At 60.6% G+C, this 20,002-nt stretch carries 15 protein-coding genes and 2 pseudogenes; 6 read left to right on the top strand and 11 right to left on the bottom strand.

From position 1 onward, the window contains the following. Positions 1 to 36: 36 nt before the first annotated feature. Both WDN46_12235 and WDN46_12240 read left to right on the top strand, forming a co-directional pair. Positions 37 to 501 carry a hypothetical protein gene (locus WDN46_12235; protein ID MEJ0094166.1) on the top strand — a complete coding sequence of 155 codons (465 nt, stop codon included), beginning with the start codon at positions 37 to 39 and terminating at the stop codon, positions 499 to 501. A 61-nt stretch (positions 502 to 562) separates the two neighbouring features. Then, the gene (locus WDN46_12240; protein MEJ0094167.1) at positions 563 to 991 is read left to right on the top strand and encodes a hypothetical protein; all 429 of its coding nucleotides are present in this window, start codon (positions 563 to 565) and stop codon (positions 989 to 991) included. Positions 992 to 1,246: 255 nt separating this feature from the next. On the opposite strand, the gene WDN46_12245 is transcribed toward WDN46_12240, so the two are convergent. Next, positions 1,247 to 1,636: a hypothetical protein gene (locus tag WDN46_12245; protein ID MEJ0094168.1), complete on the bottom strand. Its 390-nt coding sequence runs from the start codon at positions 1,634 to 1,636 to the stop codon at positions 1,247 to 1,249. Between the two features lie 100 nt (positions 1,637 to 1,736). On the opposite strand from WDN46_12245, the pseudogene WDN46_12250 reads away from it, so the two are divergent. After that, positions 1,737 to 2,407 (top strand): annotated as a pseudogene (locus WDN46_12250) (IS5 family transposase). 119 nt (positions 2,408 to 2,526) lie between these two features. Here the strand turns inward: WDN46_12250 and glgX are convergent. The 7 genes from glgX to WDN46_12285 form a co-directional block, all read right to left on the bottom strand. Next, a complete protein-coding gene (gene glgX, locus WDN46_12255; GenBank protein MEJ0094169.1) occupies positions 2,527 to 6,795 on the bottom strand; it encodes a glycogen debranching protein GlgX in 4,269 nt (1,422 codons plus the stop codon). Then, positions 6,792 to 8,420 carry an alpha-D-glucose phosphate-specific phosphoglucomutase gene (locus tag WDN46_12260; GenBank protein MEJ0094170.1) on the bottom strand — a complete coding sequence of 543 codons (1,629 nt, stop codon included), beginning with the start codon at positions 8,418 to 8,420 and terminating at the stop codon, positions 6,792 to 6,794. Before WDN46_12260 ends, glgX begins: the two co-directional genes overlap by 4 nt. Before the next feature lie 13 nt (positions 8,421 to 8,433). Further along, a complete protein-coding gene (gene glgA / locus WDN46_12265) occupies positions 8,434 to 9,912 on the bottom strand; it encodes a glycogen synthase GlgA (protein MEJ0094171.1) in 1,479 nt (492 codons plus the stop codon). Beyond that, positions 9,909 to 11,165: a glucose-1-phosphate adenylyltransferase gene (gene glgC, locus WDN46_12270; GenBank protein ID MEJ0094172.1), complete on the bottom strand. Its 1,257-nt coding sequence runs from the start codon at positions 11,163 to 11,165 to the stop codon at positions 9,909 to 9,911. Before glgC ends, glgA begins: the two co-directional genes overlap by 4 nt. Positions 11,166 to 11,236: 71 nt before the next feature. Further along, a complete protein-coding gene (gene glgB, locus WDN46_12275) occupies positions 11,237 to 13,459 on the bottom strand; it encodes a 1,4-alpha-glucan branching protein GlgB (protein MEJ0094173.1) in 2,223 nt (740 codons plus the stop codon). Position 13,460: 1 nt separating this feature from the next. Beyond that, complete coding sequence (locus WDN46_12280) at positions 13,461 to 15,971, bottom strand: glycogen/starch/alpha-glucan phosphorylase (protein ID MEJ0094174.1); 2,511 nt, start codon at positions 15,969 to 15,971, stop codon at positions 13,461 to 13,463. 204 nt (positions 15,972 to 16,175) lie between these two features. Next, positions 16,176 to 16,499 (bottom strand): DUF1488 family protein, encoded by a 324-nt coding sequence (locus WDN46_12285; GenBank protein ID MEJ0094175.1) that lies wholly within the window; start codon positions 16,497 to 16,499, stop codon positions 16,176 to 16,178. 487 nt (positions 16,500 to 16,986) lie between these two features. On the opposite strand from WDN46_12285, the gene WDN46_12290 reads away from it, so the two are divergent. Further along, the gene (locus WDN46_12290) at positions 16,987 to 17,472 is read left to right on the top strand and encodes a DUF992 domain-containing protein (GenBank protein MEJ0094176.1); all 486 of its coding nucleotides are present in this window, start codon (positions 16,987 to 16,989) and stop codon (positions 17,470 to 17,472) included. A gap of 100 nt (positions 17,473 to 17,572) precedes the next feature. Here WDN46_12290 and WDN46_12295 read toward each other — a convergent pair whose 3' ends face one another. After that, positions 17,573 to 18,112, bottom strand: coding sequence for a transporter (locus WDN46_12295; protein ID MEJ0094177.1), 540 nt, complete (start codon positions 18,110 to 18,112; stop codon positions 17,573 to 17,575). 88 nt (positions 18,113 to 18,200) lie between these two features. Here WDN46_12295 and WDN46_12300 point away from each other — a divergent pair. After that, positions 18,201 to 18,338: pseudogene (locus WDN46_12300) on the top strand (transposase). Continuing rightward, a complete protein-coding gene (locus WDN46_12305) occupies positions 18,305 to 18,934 on the top strand; it encodes an IS5 family transposase (GenBank protein ID MEJ0094178.1) in 630 nt (209 codons plus the stop codon). The pseudogene WDN46_12300 and the gene WDN46_12305 overlap by 34 nt, the downstream one beginning before the upstream one ends. Before the next feature lie 29 nt (positions 18,935 to 18,963). Here the strand turns inward: WDN46_12305 and WDN46_12310 are convergent, their stop codons facing one another. Both WDN46_12310 and WDN46_12315 read right to left on the bottom strand, forming a co-directional pair. Beyond that, the gene (locus tag WDN46_12310; protein ID MEJ0094179.1) at positions 18,964 to 19,260 is read right to left on the bottom strand and encodes a hypothetical protein; all 297 of its coding nucleotides are present in this window, start codon (positions 19,258 to 19,260) and stop codon (positions 18,964 to 18,966) included. 364 nt (positions 19,261 to 19,624) lie between these two features. Beyond that, a complete protein-coding gene (locus WDN46_12315; protein ID MEJ0094180.1) occupies positions 19,625 to 19,882 on the bottom strand; it encodes a hypothetical protein in 258 nt (85 codons plus the stop codon). Between the last annotated feature and the right edge of the window lie 120 nt (positions 19,883 to 20,002).

Genomic DNA, 20,002 nt, shown 5'->3' on the forward strand with positions numbered 1-20,002 from the left:
GTGCGATCCCTAAGGAATAAGATAATCTCTAGGGGCTTGTCAACGCCGAAAGGCCACTTATTTATTCCTGAGGGCTCGAATATGATTACTAGCGAACAGGTAAGGGCTGCTCGTGGTCTCTTGCGATGGGATCAAAGTGACCTTAGCGACGCGTCTGGACTATCGCTCCCCACCGTTAAACGGCTTGAGCAATTGCCCGGCCCCCTTGCGGCGCAGGCGCGTACGGTCGACGCAATCGTTGCCGCCTTCTCCAGCGCGGGCGTGATCTTCGTTGAGGAAAATGGCGAAGGAGCGGGGGTCCGACTGAAGAAGAAGCCCCCAGCAATCGGCGAGATCAACGAGAAGATCCAGGCGCTGGACGAGAAAATCGCCACGATCAAAGTTGACGGCGACCCCAGCCCTGAGATCGGGATGAATCGATTGAAAAAGGCGCTCGTGCAAAATGAACGGACGAAGCTTAAAAATCGCCGCGCGAAAATAAAGAAGGGTGAGCCGAAATAAATCCGCTCCCGCAGCGTTCATTGCGAGAACGGGCTGCAGTCGGCCGGAGGAAGGGATATCGATGAACGACGTTGAAGCTTGCACGCAAACGTTAGACAATGCGGATGAAATTGTCGCTGGACTACGGACCGCTCTCTTCGGAAACCAAAACGCCGAGGCCCTGATAGAAATCGCAAGACAATTAGTCCTGATGAACGGCAACCTTGAGGCCCTCACCCAGGCCGTCCGCAGCGTTCCCGATAGCCGATCAGTCTTCGGCGTGTCCAATTATCGCTCGATAGAGCTTCGGTATATCCGACGGAGTCCCCAGCCAACTCGAATCTGGAAAGTAGGCGCCGCAGCCATCCGTGACTTCCGGCGCAATAACCCCTCAACGCCGGCCGAACAGCTCCCGTTGGGGGGGCTACTGTTGCGCCTGATTCGACGGCCTCCCATCACGCTGCATACGCGGCTGCGAAACTTCGCCATGGCGCGAATGGATGTGACCTAATTCAGCCGTCACCGCGCGATTCCGTCCGCTAGGGCGTCTTTCGCGGGCCCGGCTTCTTGCGGACGTTCCATAGTTCACCAGGGCGGCAGATTATCATCGAAATCGACCGGCCGCTGCCATGACTTGGTGCCGATTCCACCAGCATGATCTCGTCGCGGCAAATGGTGAGCGCCCAGTTGGCGCGATCTATCCTCTGCGCATGGTAATGGCGACGTCTGCGACTTCTGTGGCGCCGGTCGGTCTAATCGAGACCGATTATTGCCTGTCGCCATGGAAATGCACCTGTATCCCTGCGGAAAAACCGGCTCCGTCGACCCTTGCTTGAATTTCCGCGTTTGATGCGCGGCCTGTGATATTGCCCGTCACGTGTCGGGTCGCCTCTCCCCAAGTGCCGGAAATCGCGCCGCTGTTGAATATCACGTTGCTACTGATTTCTAATCTGTAGCTGTCGCTTGCGCAGCGGAGACTCTGATTGAGCGCCTTTCCCATATCGTTGATCGCATACTCCGCTTTGCAATGGATGCGCTCGCTGGAGCCGTTCGACATGGTGATGGTGCCGGCTCCGCTCCAATAGCCCGACAAACCGTCGAAAGGCCCGCTGGACGCACTCAGCGAAAGACCTGGCGTCGCCGCGACGCAAAGCACGAGCGTAGCCGCGCTAGGCCGTGGTGACGAATTCGGCGTTTGGGGGATTCTCGCGAGGATCTTTCCATGATTCAAGGCTGATTTTTGGAGATCAGCCTTGATGATTCGGGATGTCGATGCGCTGCGAGACGATCAATGGGAGCGGCTTTGTGATCTTGTGCCAGGCGGAAGAGCCGGCCAGCGCGGGCCGCGCTGCGACAATCGACGCTTCGTCGACGCGCTGTTATGGATGGCCCGCTCGGGCGGCCGCTGGCGCGATCTGCCCGAACGCTTCGGCGACCATCAGGCGGTGAAACGCCGCTACTATCGCTGGATCGAGCGCGGCGCCTTGGACGGATTTCTTGAGGCATTCACCGCCGAGGCCGATCTCGAATGGCTGATGATCGACTCAACAATCGTGCGCGCCCATCAGCACGCGGCCGGCGCAAGGATCGCCAAAGGGGGGCGGATGCCCAAGGCCTGGGCCGCTCTCGCGGTGGTTTGAGCACCAAAATCCACGCCGCGACAGACGCACTCGGCAACCCCGTTCGGCTCCTTCTCGGACCTGGGCAGCGCAACGACATCACAAAAGCGCACGCCCTGATCGAAGGCTTTGCGGCCGATGCGATCATCGCCGATAAAGGTTATGACGCCAATCACTTGCGCAAGGCTGTTCTTATGCGTGAGGCTGAGCCGGTGATCCCATCAAAATCCAATCGCCGCGCGCCGCTCCCCTACGACAAGGCGCTCTACAAGGAGCGCAATCTCGTCGAGCGTTTCTTCAATAAATGAAGCAGTTCCGGCGCGTCGCAACCCGATACGACAAGCTCCTCGCAAACTACCGAGGCTTCGTATTGCTCGCCGCTATTGCTATCATGCTCAGGTAATTCGTCACTACTGCCTAGATCGAGTCATGCTTCAGACGAAGGCTTCCGCCAGCGCCGCACCTCATTGAGGATCGCCTGCGCGGCGGGCAGCGCAAACATCCCCTGCACGGGCTCGAAAATCTTGCGGCGCCAGTTTGGGCGCTCGCGGTCTGTGCCCGGCAGGTTGATGGGCATCGTCTCCATGGCTAGATCGTCGGCCTGAATCAGCACCAAGGCGGCGCCTGATTTCGCGATGAAGCCATGCACGGCGGCGGCGGCGGCTTCGCTCAACGGCGCATCGAGATCGACGCCTTCCACGGAAAAATCCGCGCTGGCGATCTCGTCGATCACCTCAGCTTTTTCCGCAGAACGCACGGCTAATGCGGTCTCGACATCGGCGAGTTGGCCCAGCGCATCCGCCTCGGCGATATCAGATGCTTGCCACCAGCCGGCGAGCGGCGGCAGATCATGTGTTGCGACGCAAGCCGCGGCGAGATGCGGATAGGCCTCGGGCGGCAGCAATCCGGCCTCGTGGCGCTCGAAGCGCATGACCTTGTAGGAGAGAATGTGCGCTTTCGCCAGTTGCGCGCGGAAACCTTCAGGCACGGTGCCCAAATCCTCGCCGACGACGGCGGTCTGGGCGCGGACGCTTTCCAGCATGACTTGACCAATCAGCGGCTCGAACGGGCAGGCGAGATAGGCGCCCTCCGATGCCGCCGCTCCGTCCGGCACGAGAAACAGCCGTTTCAGTCCGAGCACATGGTCGATGCGCAAAACTCCGGCGTAAGCCATGTTCGCCGCGATGAGGCGACCGAACGAGGCAAAACCATCGCTGGCGAGCGCGCGGGGATCGAACGGCGGCAGGCCCCAGACTTGGCCTTTTGGCCCGAGCAGGTCAGGCGGCGCTCCGATCGAGACATTGCGCATCAGCCGATGGGCCTCCGAGAAAGCCTCCGCGCCGTCCGGAGCGCAGCCGACCGCGAGGTCGCGATAGAAACCGAGCGTCAAACCTGCTTTTCGACCAGCGAGCGCGGCGGCGGCGAGTTGCCGATCGGCCAGAAATTGCAAAAATTTTGCGCGCGCGATCGACATTTCATGCGCGCCGCGAAAAGCGGCGATTCCCGGCGCATGGGCCGACGACAGCGCCTCTGGGAATTTGCCGAGCGTCCCGCCAAAAGCGTCCTCGAGAGCCGTGAAAATGGCGAAGCGCTCAAGGCTTTCGCCCCCAGCTGCAACGAAGTTTTTATAGTCGATGACGAGGGGATTTTCCGGCGCGGCGAGCGCGAGATCGGCGAAGGTCTTATGGATTGCGTGGAAGAGCTGGGTCTTGAGCGCCGCAACGGCGGGGTAATCGACCATCCTCGCCGCGGAGAGCTTTGTCGCCGGCTGCCCGACGCGGCAAATCTCGGCGCGGACCGCATCGGTCAGCAATTCTGCCGGCGGCTCAAAGACGTCGATCGCCAGCGGGTCGAGAAAACGCCGGTCGGAGGGATGATAGGGGCTCGCGCGTGAAGGATCGCTTGGAAAAAGCGCATGCAGGGGATTGATGCCGATGGTCGCCGCGCCGGCGCCCGCGGCGGCTTCCGCGAGCAGCCGCAAGGTTGTGAAATCGCCGATGCCCTGATCGCCATGAGCTTCTGCGCCATCGCGTCGCAAGGCGTAGAGCTGCGCGCTGACGCCGAAAGCGCGCAGACCTTTTTGCAGCGCGGGCGGCAGGAACGCCGTTGCCGGAACAATGGCGAGATGGCCGGGGCAGTCCGGCGCGGCATCGGCGATGATTCTATGTCGGCCGAGCGGCAGCTCCGGCAGAGGAATGTCGCGAACAACGGCCCGGCGTCCGTCCGTCGCGGCAATGGCGCTGCGGCGTCCGGCGTCCGCACGGATTTCAATCTCTCGGGTCGATCCGTCTTCCAGAGCGATCGTCAGCGCAAAACGCCGCTCCAGATCGGCGAGGGCTCCGCCAAGGCGAATGCTGCTCTCACCGCCAAGCGCGCTCGTCGTCGCGATCGGCAACGGGCGGAGCTCGCGCTCCTCGGCGAGCGCGGCGAGATGGGCGCGAGCCTCGCCGGTCGTCGCCGCCGGCAGGCCGAGGCTTGCCAGCAACGCCAGCTTCGTGTCCGCTGGAACAAGATAGCGGCGCCCCGCGACGTCCCACCATTCGCTCGCAATGCCCGCCGCAGCGGTGAGGGCATTGAGCGCATAATCATCGACGCGGCTGCGCGGCATGGATGGCGCTACGCTCTCGACGAGGATCGCCACGGAGCGGGGCGCGAGCGAAATTTTACGATTGTCGAATGCTTTCGCCTGAGCGCGAGGGTCTGCGGAATCAATCTCGAGGCGCCAAGCATAGCCATCGCGCGGCTCTGGCAGCCGAGCTTCGAGGGCGCCGAAGCTACGGTTAAACAGAACGGCGGCTCGGCTCGGCTCCGAGTCCGCATCGGCTGCGTCATAAAACGCTGCCGTCAACGTCTTTGCGTCTGGGTCGTCCCAGTCCGCGACAGTGAACGGGGCGCCGTTTAACGTCAGCCATTCGACGTCGGGAATGCCGGAGGCGTCGCGCGGAGCGCCTGTCAAAGGCTGTTCGCTGCGCAACGCCGCGACGGCGCGTCGAAGTTTTATGAGACGCGCGGAAAAATCGATGAGCTCAGCGTCGGCGCTGGCCCAATCGACCCAGGCGAGCGCATTGTCCAGCGCATAGGCATTGTTGTTGCCACGCTGCGTCCGGCCGAGTTCATCGCCCATGCAGAGCATTGGCGTACCGCGCGCGGCGATCAGCGTTGCGAGCAATGCGCGGACGTCGCCCTTGCGCCTGCCCAACATGATGGGATCAAGCGTCTCGCCTTCGACGCCGCAGTTCCAGGACAGATTTTCGTCGGCTCCATCGCGGTTATCTTCGCCGTTTGCTTCGTTTTGCTTGGCTGTATAGGCGACGAGATCGGCGAGCGTAAATCCATCATGCGCCGCGACGAAATTGATCGAGCGCGACAGCAGACGATTGCGTGGGGCGAAGACGTCCGCCGATCCTGCGAGCCTTGTCGCGAGAGGCCCGGCAAGACCGCCATCGCCGCGCCAAAAGCGCCGAAAAGTATCGCGCGCGCTATCGTTCCATTCGCCCCAGCCGGGCGGAAAGGCGCCGAGCTGGTAGCCAACAAGTCCGAGATCCCAGGGTTCTGCGATATGGATCAGGCCGCGCAAGGTAGGGTCTTGCGCTATCGCGGCGATAAACGGATGCGCTGGATCAAAGCCTCTCTCGCTTCTAGCCAGAACGCTCGCCAAATCGTAGCGAAAACCGTCGACGCCGGCTCGAATGGCGCATGTGCGCAGCGCTTCGAGGGCGAGCCTCAGAACTTGCGGCCGCTCGAGCGCCAACACGTTGCCGCAGCCAGCTTGGTCTTCGTAGATCGCCGGATTGCCCGCTTGAAGACGGTAGAAACCAAGGTTATCGAGGCCGCGCAAGGAGAGGGTAGGGCCAAGCGCGTCGCTCTCGCCGGTATGGTTCAGGACTACGTCGAGGATGACTGCGATGCCGGCAGCTTGCAGCGTCTGGACGGCGTGGCGTACCTCCGGCCAGCCGCCGGGAGCAAGCCTTGGGTCGGGCGCGAGCATGGCGACAGGATTATAGCCCCAGTAATTAGTCAGCCCCAATTGAGGCAAATGGCGCTCATCGATCCATGCGGCGATCGGCAGAAGCTCGACGGCTGTGATTCCGAGTCGGGTCAGATGAGCTATGGCGGCCGGATGCGCGAGGCCCGCGAAGGTTCCGCGAATGGACTCCGGGATATCCGGATGTGTGCGCGTAAAGCCGCGGACATGCATTTCATAGATGATCAGGTCGCGCCATGCGACGTTCTGGTGGCGTGGCGGCGGCAATTGGCTCGGGGGCTCGACGATCGCTTTTGGAACGATGGAGGCGCTGTCGGAGTCGTCCGCCGGATCGCCGCGAAGGCGCGCGTCGAACAGGCGCGCATCGAGCTTGAAAGGACGATCGAGCCTTGTCGCATAAGGATCGACCAGCAGTTTCTCGGGGTTGAACCAGAGACCCGCGGTAGGGTCAAAAAGCCCTTTCGCCCGCAGCCCGTAGCGGGCGCCAACGCCGACGCCCGCGATATGCGCGTGGAAAACATCTCCTGTGCGACTGGCGAGGCGAATCCGTGCGATCTCGCGATCCGCCTCGTCGAACAGAGCGAAAAAGATCGCCTCGGCGCTGCTGGACGCTACGGCGACATTGATCCCGCCATCCTCGACAAAAACCCCGAGCGGCTCGGGGCGGCCAGGAGCGACGCGATAGAGACCCTTTGGCGCTCCGGGGCTCAGGTGACTACCGTCGGCGCCTCGCGCCCGGTGAAATGTTTGATCCCTGCGATATCGTTGGAAAGCGCGACGAGATCGGCTAGCGCTACGCCGGTGTCGAGGCTCTGCCGCGTGGGGTCGGGCTCAAAGCGCTCGATATAGACTCTGAGAGTTGCGCCGGACGTGCCCGTGCCCGACAGCCGGTAAACGATGCGGCCGCCATCCTCGAAATGCAGGCGGATGCCCTGATGGCTCGAATCCGAACCGTCGACCGGATCATGATAGGAAAAATCGTCGGCGGCGGCGATTGTCAGCGCGCCATAGCGTTTGCCCTTGAAACTCGGAAGGCTTTCGCGCAGCGCCTTGATCAATGCATTGGCGCCGTCGGCCTCGACTTCCTCATAATCGTGCCGCGCGTAATAATTGCGGCCGTAATCGGCCCAATGTTTCGTCACGATAGCGTCGACGCTTTCGCCGCGCGCTGCGAGAACATTGAGCCATAGCAGGATCGCCCAGAGCCCGTCTTTTTCGCGGACGTGGTCTGAGCCGGTGCCGGCGCTCTCCTCGCCGCAGATGGTCGCCATCCCGGCGTCGAGCAGATTGCCGAAGAATTTCCATCCCGTCGGCGTCTCGAAGAGTGGAATGCCGAGCCGCTTGGCGACCTTATCGGCGGCCTGGCTGGTCGGCATGGAGCGCGCGATGCCCTTGATCCCCTGCGCATAACCTGGCGCCAGATGCGCATTGGCGGCGAGGATTGCAAGGCTGTCAGAAGGCGTGACGAAGCGGCCGCGCCCGATGATGAGATTGCGGTCGCCATCGCCATCGGAGGCCGCGCAAAGATCTGGACCACCCGGCGTCATTGCAAGGTCGAGCAGATGTTTGGCGTGGACAAGGTTTGGATCTGGATGATGTCCGCCGAAATCGGCCAACGGCTTGCCGTTCATCACTGAACCTGCTGGCGCACCAAGCAGGTCCTGAAAGATCCGTGTGGCGTAAGGACCGGTCACGGCCGACATGGCGTCAAAGCGCAGGCGAAATCCGGATTTGAATAAGGCGCTGATCTTGTCGAAATCGAACAGCTGCTGCATCAGCTGCGCATAGTCGGCGACGGGATCGATCACCTCGACATCGCCGGGTCCGAGTCTCATGGATCCCAGCCGATCGAGATCGACATCAGCTGTGTCGAGGATCTTATATTCCGAGAGGGTCTTGGAGCGAGCAAAAATGGCCTCGGTCACTTTTTCTGGGGCGGGGCCGCCGTTGCCGCCATTGTATTTAATGCCAAAATCGCCGTTTGGACCGCCGGGATTGTGACTGGCGCTCAGCACGACGCCGCCGAAGGCGCGGGTTTTGCGAATGAGATTCGAGGCGGCGGGCGTCGACAATATGCCGCTTCGGCCAACCAGAATCCGTCCAAATCCATTGGCGAGAGCCATCTTCAAAACGATCTGGATCGCTTCGCGATTGAAGAAGCGCCCGTCTCCGCCGACCACCAAAGTCGCGCCTTGAAAACCTTCGAGGCAATCGAAAATCGATTGTACAAAGTTTTCGAGATAGCCGGGTTGTTGAAACACCGGAACCTTCTTGCGCAATCCGGAGGTTCCAGGCCTCTGGCCCTCGAAAGGCGTTGTGGCGATGGTTCGGATCATACGTTTCTCCAGATTAGGAATTTGAGACTCTCTGCGACAGACACCGCTCGGCGATGAGGTCGCGGTAAAGCTTTGCGTAAGCGGCTGCCGGGCGTCGCCAGGATACGTCGGTCATCATGCCATTTTCGATCAACGCATCCCAGACCTTTGGTTCGGCCCAAAGCCGCCCGGCGCGCTCGAGCGTCGCCTCAAACATTTCGCTGGTGACGGGAGAAAATTGTAAACCGGTCCCGCTTCCTGAAGCGAGCGCCATTTCATTGGCGTCGATAATTGTGTCCGCAAGGCCGCCCACTCGCGAAACGACGGGCAGCGCGCCATAGCGCAGCGCGCAAAGCTGGGTCAAGCCGCAGGGCTCGAAACGGGAAGGAATGAGCAGCGCATCGACGCCGGCCTGGATCTGATGCGCGAGCGCCTCATCATAGTCGATCACGGCGCCGACGCGGCCTGGACGCGCTTTCGCTGCGGCGCGATATTGTTGTTCGATCGCGGGCTCGCCGGCGCCAAGAACGGCGAGCTGCGCGCCGATGCCGTCTATGATGTCGAGATTGGCGAGGATGAGATCCTGTCCTTTTTGCCACGACAGACGGCTGACGACGCCAAACAGCAGCGCGCCCGGATCGACGTTGAGGCCGAACTTGCGCTGCACTGCGGCTTTATTGGCGGGCCGCTGCGCCAGGGTGGCCAATTTGAAGGGCGCGGCGATCAGGGGGTCGTTGGATGGATTCCAGACTACATCGTCAATGCCATTGAGGATGCCAGTGACGTCCTGCGCTCTGACGCGAAGCAGGCCGTCGAGGCCCATTCCATTTTCAGGCGTGCGGATTTCGGCCGCATAAGTCGGAGAGACCGTCGTAATCTTGTCCGAGAGGCTGAGCGCGGCTTTGAGAAAACCGATCGCGCCGTAATATTCGACGCCATCAATGGCGAATGCATGCGGCGGCAGACCGAGCGGCGCCAGCAGTTCCGCAGAGCATTGGCCTTGAAAGGCAAGATTGTGGATGGTGATGACGGTCCCCGGCCGCTGACGCCCATCATAGTGGAGATATGCCGCAGCCAACCCAGCCTGCCAGTCGTGAGCATGAACGACATCGGGCGCAAAGCCGGGCGCGAAACCAAGGCCAAGCTGAGCGGCGCTCCGGCACAGCGCTGCGAAACGGAAGGGATTATCCGGCCAATCGCTTCCCTCCGGTCCCGCATATGGACCCCCCGGGCGATTATAAAGATGCGGCGCATCAAGGACGAAAAGATCGAGCCCCGCCGCTTTTGCGCGAAGAACCCTTGCCTTGCCGCCAAAGACAGTCTCTTCGCCTATCGCAGTCTCGGCGCGTTCGATTGCCTTCATCACCGCCGGATAGCCGGGCGTCAGGGTGACGACCTCGACGCCTTCCGCTGCAAGCGCCTCGGGCAGCGCGCCGGCGACGTCGGCGAGGCCGCCGGTCTTGATCAGCGGATAGATTTCCGAGACGACGGCCAGAACCGTAACGTCGCTCATCCAAGTTGGTCGATCATGGCTTGAGTGATCAGGCAAATGCCTTGCTCGGTGCGGCGGAATCGATGCGCGTCGACGATTGGATCTTCGCCGACGACGAGGCCGCTGGGAATTTTTACGCCCCGGTCAATAACCACATTTGAAAGCCGAGTCGACCGCGCGATCTCGACATAGGGCAGGATTACGGCATTCTCGATATCGCAATAGGAATTGACGCGCACTCCGGTGAACAGCAGCGAGCGCGTCACTTTCGCGCCGGAGATGATGCAGCCGCCCGAGACGAGAGAGGAGACCGCCATGCCGCGCCGTCCATCTTCATCGTGCACGAATTTCGCCGGCGGAGTGACCGCGCTGTCGGTCCAAATCGGCCATTCCTTGTCGAACAGGTTGAGACTGGGAACAACGTCCGTCAGATCGATATTGGCCTCCCAATAGGCGTCGACGGTGCCGACGTCGCGCCAATAAGCGGCCTCGCCCGCGTCCGACGATCGCACGCAGGAAACTGAGAAATGATGAGCGATCGCTTTGCCGTGCTTGACGAGATAAGGGATGATGTCCTTGCCGAAATCGCGGCTGGACTTTGGGTCATTGGCGTCGCGCTCGAGCTGATCGAACAGAAAGTTCGTCTCGAAGACGTAAATCCCCATCGAGACGAGCGCCTTGTCTGGCTTTCCCGGCATGGCGGGAGGATCGGCAGGCTTTTCGATGAAGCTGATGACCTTATTATCCGCGTCGACATGCATAACCCCAAAACTGCTCGCCTCCAAGCGGGGCGCCTCGAGACAACCGATGGTTACATCGGCTCCGGAATCGGCATGCTGCTGCAGCATGATCTCATAGTCCATTTTGTAGATATGGTCGCCTGCCAGGATGACCATATATTTTGGCGCGCGATCGCGGATGATGTCGATGTTCTGAAACACGGCGTCGGCGGTGCCGGCGTACCATTGATCTTCAGAGACGCGCTGGCTCGCCGGCATGATGTCGAAGCTTTCGTTGCTGCTCTGGCGAAAGAAATTCCAGCCTCGCGTCAAATGTCCGATTAGGCTATGCGCCTTATATTGAGTTGCGACGCCGATGCGGCGAATGCCGGAATTCAGCGCATTTGAAAGCGCGAAATCGATGATGCGCATCTTGCCGCCAAAATATACCGCGGGCTTCGCGCGGCGATCCGTCAATTCCAGCAGGCGGCTGCCGCGGCCTCCCGCCAGAATGAAGGCCATGGCCTGACGTCCGATCGGGGCGCTCAATCTCATATGGCTGTTTCCCTCGGTTCCGCGGTCCGATGTCTGGTGGCTCTATTTGTCCTTGGCGCCTCGCTTCGTCGTCAGCGCTCCGCAGCCAGAAAATAGAGCGTGGCGAGCGGCGGCAGAGTCAATTGCGCTGACGCCGGTTGCCCATGCAATGGCGCATCGCTCGCAATTACCTCGCCGAAATTGCCCATGCCCGAGCCGCCATAGACTTCGGCGTCCGTGTTGAGCATTTCGCGCCAGACTCCCGCGCGAGGCAGGCCAACCGTATAAGCGCGGCGCGGCTCCGGCGTGAAATTGGTCACCATCACGATCGGCGGATCCTCTGCGTCGCCAAAACGCGCCCAGGCGATCACTGACTGGTCGTGATCATCCGCGACGAGCCAGCCAAAACCTGCAGGATCGTTATCGCGGAGATGCAGCGCAGGGTATTTCTTGTGCAGCCTGTTCAAATCGCGAACCAGCGTCTGCACGCCTTTGTGCGCGGGGGCGCTCAGGAGCTCCCAGTCAAGCTGCGTCGCCTCGCTCCACTCGCGCCGCTGGGCGAACTCCTGGCCCATGAACAGCAATTTCTTGCCTGGATGAGCCCACATATAGGCGTAATAAGCCCGAAGGTTCGCGAACATCCGCCAATCATCGCCGGGCATTCTCGAGAGCAGGGATCCTTTGCCGTGCACGACTTCATCGTGGCTCAACGGCAGAACGAAGTTTTCCGAAAAAGCATAGAGAAGGCTGAAGGTCAGCTCGTTGTGATGCCAGCGCCGGTGCACCGGATCGAGCTTCATATATCTCAAGGTGTCGTGCATGAAGCCCATATTCCACTTGAACCCAAATCCGAGCCCGCCCGCGCTCGTCGGCGCCGTGACGCCGGCCCAGGCAGTTGACTCCTCCGCGAACGTCACAGCTCCGGGTTGGGTTGCATAGACGAGTTCGTTGACCTTTCTGAGAAACGCCGCCGCGTCGCGATTATCATTGCTTCCGTCAGGGTTCGGCGCCCATTCCCCCGCCTTGCGCGAATAATCGAGGTAGAGCATCGAGGCCACCGCATCGACGCGGAGGCCATCGACATGATAGCGGTCGAGCCAGAACAGCGCATTGGCCGCCAGCATCGCCGCTACTTCACGTCGCCCGAAATCATAAATGGCGGTGTTCCAGTCGGGGTGAAACCCCCGGCGCGGATCGGCGTGTTCGTACAAAGGCCGCCCGTCGAAAAGCGCCAATCCGTGGACGTCGGTTGGAAAATGCGCCGGAACCCAGTCGAGGATCACGCTCAGCCCCGCAGCGTGGGCCTTGTCGATGAAACGCGCAAAGCCGGCGGGATCGCCGAACCGCCGCGTCGGCGCGAAAAGTCCGATCGGCTGATAGCCCCAGGATGCGTCCAGCGGGTGTTCGGAAATAGGCATAAGCTCAAGATGAGTGAAGCCCAGATCGACGGCATAGGGGATCAGCTGATCGGCGAGTTCGTCATAGGTGAGGAAACGCCCACCTTCGCCTCGCCGCCATGAGCCAAGATGAACCTCAAAGATCGTCATTGGCTCGCGCCAGGGCTCGCCCTTTTGGCGCCGGGCGAGAAAATCCGCATCGGTCCAAACGAAGTCGTCGACGCTCGCCACGATTGAGGCGGTTGAGGGTCGCAATTCCCCCGCGAAGGCAAGAGGATCGGCCTTCAGCGGCAGCAGCCTGCCATCGCTCGAAATAATCTCATATTTATAGACGGTCGCCTTGGCGACGCCGGGCGCGAAGATCTCCCACAACCCCGAGTCGATGCGCTTGCGCATCTGATGCAAGCGGCCGTCCCAGGCGTTGAAGTCGCCGACGACGGACACCCGCAGCGCGTGCGGCGCCCAGACGGCGAAATGGACTCCGTCAATTCCTTCAAATCGCATCGGATGCGCGCCGAGCCGCTGATAGAGCTGTCGGTGCGTGCCTTCCACCAGAAGATAATCGTCAATCGGGCCAAGCACAGGGCCTAGCGCGTAGGGGTCGATGAACTCCCAGGCTCCGCCCCGATTGGCCGCCTTCAGGCGATAGCGGAAGCGAGTTTTGCGTTCCGGAGCCAAGCCTTCGAAAAACCCGCCGCCGCGCGGGGCGAGCGGGATCTCAACTCCTCCATCGTCCGGCGCGGTGCTTACACTTTCGGCGTGCGGCGCGAAGGCCCGAATCGCCAGCCCCTCTGGCGTTTGGTGCTGGCCGAGGACGGCGAAAGGGTCGGAGTGGCGCGCGGCGAGAATGGACGCCACGACGGCGTCAGACACCCGCCACGGCCGGTTGGTCTCTTCGATTTCAGCAGAGAGCGCCATTTCATCCTCGCCCAGGCGGCGTCGCCGGAACGTTCCAGATTTCCTGCGCGTATTCGGCAATCGTCCGGTCGGACGAGAACCAGCCCATATGCGCCGTGTTGAGAATGGCGGAGCGACACCAGGAGCGCTTGTCGCGCCAGCGTCTGAACACGGCGCGCTGGGTATCGAAATAGCTTTCGAAATCTGCGGTCACCAGGAAATAATCATGGTGCGTTAGGGCGTCGACAAGGCCCCGGTAACGCTGCGGCTCCTCTGGCGAGAATACGCCCGAAGCGATGGCTTCCAGCGCTTCGCCGAGTTTGGTCGAGCGCGCGATCGCTTCTCTTCCATCGATTCCGGCGCGGCGCTTTGCTTCAACCTCATCGGCGGTGAGCCCAAAAATGAAAATATTGTCCGCTCCGACTTTTTCCAGAATCTCGACATTGGCGCCATCGAGCGTCCCGATGGTGAGCGCGCCGTTCAAGGCCAATTTCATATTGCCTGTGCCGGAGGCTTCCATGCCGGCCGTCGAGATTTGTTCGGACAGATCGGCGGCGGGAATGATTTTCTCGGCGAGGCTGACATTGTAGTTCGGCAGGAATGCAACCTTCAAAAGCCCTCGCACCGTCGGATCGCAATTGACAATCTTGGCGACGTCATTGGCGAGCTGAATGGTCAATTTCGCCGTCGCATAGCTCGCTGCGGCTTTGCCGGCGAAAATCTTGACTCGCGGAATCCAGTCTCGCGTCGGTTGCGCGCGGATCTCGTCGTAGATCGCGATCGTCTCCAGAATGTTGAGGATCTGGCGCTTGTATTCGTGGATGCGCTTGATTTGGACGTCCAACAACGCGTCGGGATTGAGCTTGATCCCAAGTCTTTCCAGCACGAGCCGCGTCAACGCCACCTTGTTGGCGCGCTTGATGGCCCTGTAACGGTCTTGAAAGGCGGGATCGTCAGCGACAGCGGCGACTTTTTCCAGCACCATTGCGTCGTCGAGGAGCCTGTCGCCGGTGATTTCGGTCAGGAGAGCGGTGAGATCCGGGTTCGACTCTTGCAGCCAGCGCCGGAGCGTAATGCCATTGGTCTTGTTTGTGATCTTGCCCGGAAGTACGGCGTCGAGGTCGCGGAACACCGTCGTCTTCATCAAATTCGAATGAAGTTTTGAGACCCCGTTGACCTTATGCGACCCCACATAAGCGAGATGCCCCATGCGGACGCGGCGGCCATGAGCTTCGTCGATCAGCGAGATCGCGGACAACAGCTCGCCGCCAACGTTAGATCTTTTGCGCGTCTCTTCGAGATGGAGGGCGTTGATGAGATAGATGATCTGCATATGGCGCGGCAGCACCCGCTCCATCAGCGGCACGGGCCAAGTCTCCAGCGCCTCGGGCAGCAGCGTATGATTGGTGTAGCTGAACGTCGCCTGGGTGATCTTCCAGGCGTCGGCCCAGCCAACGCCGTTGATGTCGACGAGGATGCGCATCAATTCGGCGATGGCGATCGCGGGATGAGTGTCGTTCAGCTGTATGGCGACCTTGTTGGCGAGAATGTTGATGTCGCCATGCAGGCGCAAATGGCGCCCGACAAGATCTTGCAACGAGGCTGAGGCGAAGAAAAACTCCTGTTTTAGCCGGAGCTCTTCGCCGGCGGGCGTCGCGTCGCTGGGGTAGAGCACTTTGGAGATCGACTCAGCGCGCACTTGATCCATCAAGGCGCCGACATGATCGCCGCTGTTGAATTTGTCGAGACGCAACGGATCTGGCGCGCGCGCGGACCATAGCCGAAGCGTGTTGATATGAGCGCCGCGCCAGCCGGTGATCGGGGTATCATAGGCCAGCGCCTCGACCGTCTCGCCCGGATGCCAGATTTGCTTGACCTCGCCGTCCGGCAGCGGTTCCGCTTCGATGCGGCCGCCAAAACCAATGTCGTAAACAATTTCGGGACGCTGAAACTCCCATGGATTGCCGAACGACAGCCATTCCTCGGGATATTCGAGCTGTCGCCCATCCTTGATCCGCTGGCGGAACAGGCCGTGATCATAGCGGATGCCATAGCCATAGGCGGCGATCGAAAGCGTCGCCATGCTCTCCATGAAACAGGCCGCGAGCCGACCAAGGCCGCCATTGCCGAGCGCGGCGTCGGGTTCGACCTCGCGCAATTGGTCAAGATCGACGCCGAGTTCGGCGAGGGCGGCGCGCGTTGGCTCGATCATCTCCATGTTGGTTAGCGAGTCGATCAGCAGACGGCCGATCAGGAACTCAAGACTGAGATAATAGACCCGCTTGCGGCCCGTTCGCTTGGTTTCCTCGATAGAGTACAGCCAGCTTTCGACAACCCTGTCGCGCACGGTGAGAGCGGTGGCGATGAACCAGTCGCGAGAGCTGGCCGAAGCGACGTTCTTGCCGACCGAATATCTGAGCTTGTCGAGGATTGCGTCGCGGATCGCCGCAACGTCATTGTCTTGGCGTAAAGGGGCGGGCGGGGTCAGAGGGGCATACTTTACTGCCGGCGGAGTATCGGTTTCCAGCTCCATCGCGACGGCGCTCCCTTATATGCGGGCCTAGAGGCCAAGCCCCCTCACGGAGCAAAGCGCGGGCCAAACCTTAACTTGCGCAGCCCTTGGACCGCGGTCCGACCCAAATGGTCACTTTACCGTATGGAAATGACCCTACAAGCTGTTGCGCGAAATGCAGTGGATGGAAGACGGTCTCAAGCGCCAAACTTTTCCGCGAAAGGTTCAGACTCTGCGGCCGCGCAGCCTGCCGTTTCCCGAGCGCGCGGGTTTGGCGAAGTCAGCCGCCGAAAGCCGCTGGAAATTATTTTTATCGCGCGCATAGGCCGCAGTGGCCGCTTCCTGGATGCGAACGAGGTTCACGTCGAAGATATGCAACAACGAGGCTTCGTCCTGATCCGCAAAGGGACTGATTTCGTGCAGGGCTTCCTGGTCCAGCTGGAACGACACCTCGAACGCAGCGTCATGCCCCCAGAAGCATACGCAATGTTGTACAGGATTATAATTTCGGCTTGGGTTTGGAAAATGCAGAGCCATTAGTCGTTCCATATGCTGCGCGGATGAACCATCGCAAAGAAATCCACCGGCCCGGCGGCCAGCCACTTGTAACACGAAGACGCCTAGAAGAAGAGCGTTCTGATCGAAGGTTTGCTGCATCAGGCGCGTTCCGAATAAACCGGAGCGCGCGCCCTAAGCCAATGCGAGCGGCATGTTGATCAAATCAGGAGCGCCCTTCTCATTATAGATAAGATCGCGACCGATCAATATTAGCGCAGACAGCGAAATAAATCGCTTATTACGGTGTATGCCGCGAAAAGCCATAAGTTCGGCCTAGTTTCAGCCGCATCTTTTCTCGCCCAACGTCCTGCGATCGCGCCAGGTTAGACCCGATGGAGTCGTGAGTCGGAGCAACGAGTAAAAGCGCGGATTGTTTCAACAAGCTGGCGCATCTGCTTTATATATCCGACTTACAGCATTGATATTATCTAAAAACTCTGCGAATTTCCGCAAATTCTACTCGAGGGAAAGAAAACTTATGATTGCATCTCTTACGCGGTCTCGGCTCGCCATCGGTTCGATCATGCTCGCGCTTTGCTGCGGATCGGCTACCGCCCAGACCTATGCCAAAGTCGGCGTCCTGTCCTGCGACGTCTCCGCCGGGGTGGGCATGATTCTCATGCAAAAACAGAGCTTGAACTGCGTCTTCCAGAGCGACAATAGCGGACCTCCGGATGCTTACGTCGGCGCGATTACCGAATACGGCGTGGCTCTCGGCGAGGTTGGCGCCGGCCATCTCATTTGGGGCGTTCTCACCACCGTCGGCGGCGTTCCGCACGGCGCTCTTGCCGGATCTTACACAGGGATCGGAGTGGAGGCGTCCGCTGGGGCCGGCCTTGGCGCGAATGCGCTGATCGGCGGTTCGGAGCGCGCATTCTCGTTGCAACCGATCTCCGTTGAAAGTCAGGTCGGCGTCAATGTGGCCGCCGGCATTACGGCCATCACTCTCACCCCTGCGCATTAACGCGCGGCTCCGCTTCGCACATGGCGTCGGCCCCGACATGGAGGCCGACGCCATTTGTAAGCACATGGCGCTGTCCGACGCGCGTCCGTCGCGCAGAAACCTAGAGCCGGAAACTCAGCGATGCGAAGAGCGAATCGCCGCGCACGCGATTTTCGACGGCGAATTCATGGAACCAGCGAGCGCTGAGGGTGAGTTCTTGGGCCCCGGCCTTGAACGTGTAGGAGCCAACGGGACCGATCGCCGCCACGCGGCCTTTAAAGGGGCCAAACCTGGCTCCTGACCCGGTATCGTCGGTTACCTGCTGATAAAAATAGCCGCCGACGCCGGCCGCGAGGCCAAACGGCAAGTGCTCATTGAGCGCCCACTCGAAATGCAGCTCGTCGCCGGTCTGATAGTCCGTGGCGGTATTCATCAAATTGAATGTCATGCCGAGCGCCGCGGAGACCTCGATGCCGGTCTGCGGGCTGAGGTACGTATAGCCGCCCTTGATGTCTATGCCGGGCCGGTTCATTCCCATTTCGGCGATGCGGCTTGGGCTATAATCGCCTGTCGGGGCGAAGCCGGTCAAAGTAAAATTCCAGTGGTTGTTGCCGGCATTCCAACCGATAAAGGCGCTGTAAGCAGTATCGCCTAGGCTCAGGACCTATTAAATTTGCCTGAGATGTGATTCCTGGTCTCCGCATGGGGAGGCTGGGATGAGTGATTTGTTTTTGTTGGGCGAGCGGCAGATGGCGCGGCTTGCGCCGCATTTTCCTCTGTCGCATGGCGTTCCGCGGGTTGACGACCGTCGGGTGGTCAGCGGAATCGTCTATGTGATCCGCAACGGCCTGCAATGGAAAGATGCGCCCAAGGATTACGGGCCGCACAAGACGCTTTACAATCGCTTCATCCGCTGGAGCCGGCTCGGCGTCTTCGACCGCATATTCGCCGCGCTCGCTGGCGAAGGTCCAAAGCCCGAGCGCATCATGATCGACGCCACGCATCTGAAGGCGCATCGCACAGCGGCGAGCCTGCTCAAAAAGGGGCTCTTCCCCGCCGTATCGGGCGCACGAAAGGCGGACTGAACTCGAAGCTCCACGTCGTTTGCGACGGCGCCGGCAAGCCCCTCGTCATGTTGCTCTCGGAGGGCCAGATGAGCGACCACAAGGGCGCGCGGCTGATGCTCAAGGCTTTACCGCCTGCTTCAATGTTGATCGCCGACAGGGGCTACGACAGCAACTGGTTCCGCGCCGCGCTGAAGGCCAGGGGCGTCGAGCCCTGCATCCCGCCAACCAGAAGCCGCAAGCTTTCCATTGCCTATGACAAGACGCTCTACCGCCAGCGTCACAAAATCGAGAACATGTTCGCCAAGCTCAAGGACTGGCCGCGCATCGCAACCGCTATGATCGATGCGCCCATACCTTCTTCTCCGCCATCTGCATCGCCGCCGCCGTCCTCTTCTATCTCAATCAATGAGTCCTGAGCCTAAACTGGTGACGCTTTGACTGGCCCCTAATTCCGGTTGATCCCCAGGGGGCCGGTGAATTCCAAGCTTGCATGAGTTGTCTCCGACCCAAAGGGTATGAGTGCCGCGAAACCGATTGATCCGCCCAGCGCCTGCATCTCCGTAATCCAAACGGCCTGCGAAATATTCACGGCGAACTGATAGGTCAGGCCGGCGCCGGCGACGCGACCCAACGGGAATGTGACGTTCGCGCTCGCGCTGCCCGAGTAGAGATAAAACGTATTTGAGTAATAAAACCCAGGCGGCGGCGTATAACCAGACAGGGGAACCGTGTAGCCAAGCACATAATCGCCGATGCAATATTCCGCCGCCCGCGCCGGCTGAATGGTCCAAAGGGCCGCGACTGTGCAAAGCGTGCGTAGAATCTCGATGCATTGGTGTGCGCCATGATCGAACGCCGCCCTTGACGCTTCTCACAGAGGCTTGATCAAAGAATCGTGTATTGATTAAAAACCATTTCGGCCGCGCCGCAAGGCGCTCCGCGCGCGTTCACATCTTTCCTTTGTATTGTTGCAGATTTAGCACGAATAGCTCCGATTGCGTTTTGCCTCGAGGTGCGGTGGGAAACTCGCCGCGTTCCCTTACAGGAACTGTCGGAATTACCCGTCCGACAGAACCGCCAGGATTGATGAATAGGACGTCTTGTCGTCAGTATCTGGCGCCGCCGTCGTCATGCCGGACGGAACTCGAGCGTCCTTCCTCGCTTTGCTGGCGATCATAATTGTGGCGCTCATGCACGCCATAGGCGCAGCCAGCCGCCGCCCCAAGGCCGCCATGACCTACAAGATGGCCCGCGATTCCCCCGACGATCGCGCCTTTGATGCAGCCCGGCCGCGCAGCCGCCTCACCTGCAAGGCCAACGGTCCCCAAGCTGAGCAAGACGGAAGTGACAATAATGTTTCTCATTGTGAAAGCTCCTTCTGAGCCTCCAACCTGTTCCGCCCAGCTTGGTTCATTTTCCGCCATGGAATTTATTTCCATGTCGGCCGGTTCATCGCGCTCATTCCGGATCATTAGCGGGGCCAG

This window comes from Methylocella sp., assembly GCA_037200525.1.
Lineage (GTDB): Bacteria > Pseudomonadota > Alphaproteobacteria > Rhizobiales > Beijerinckiaceae > Methylocapsa.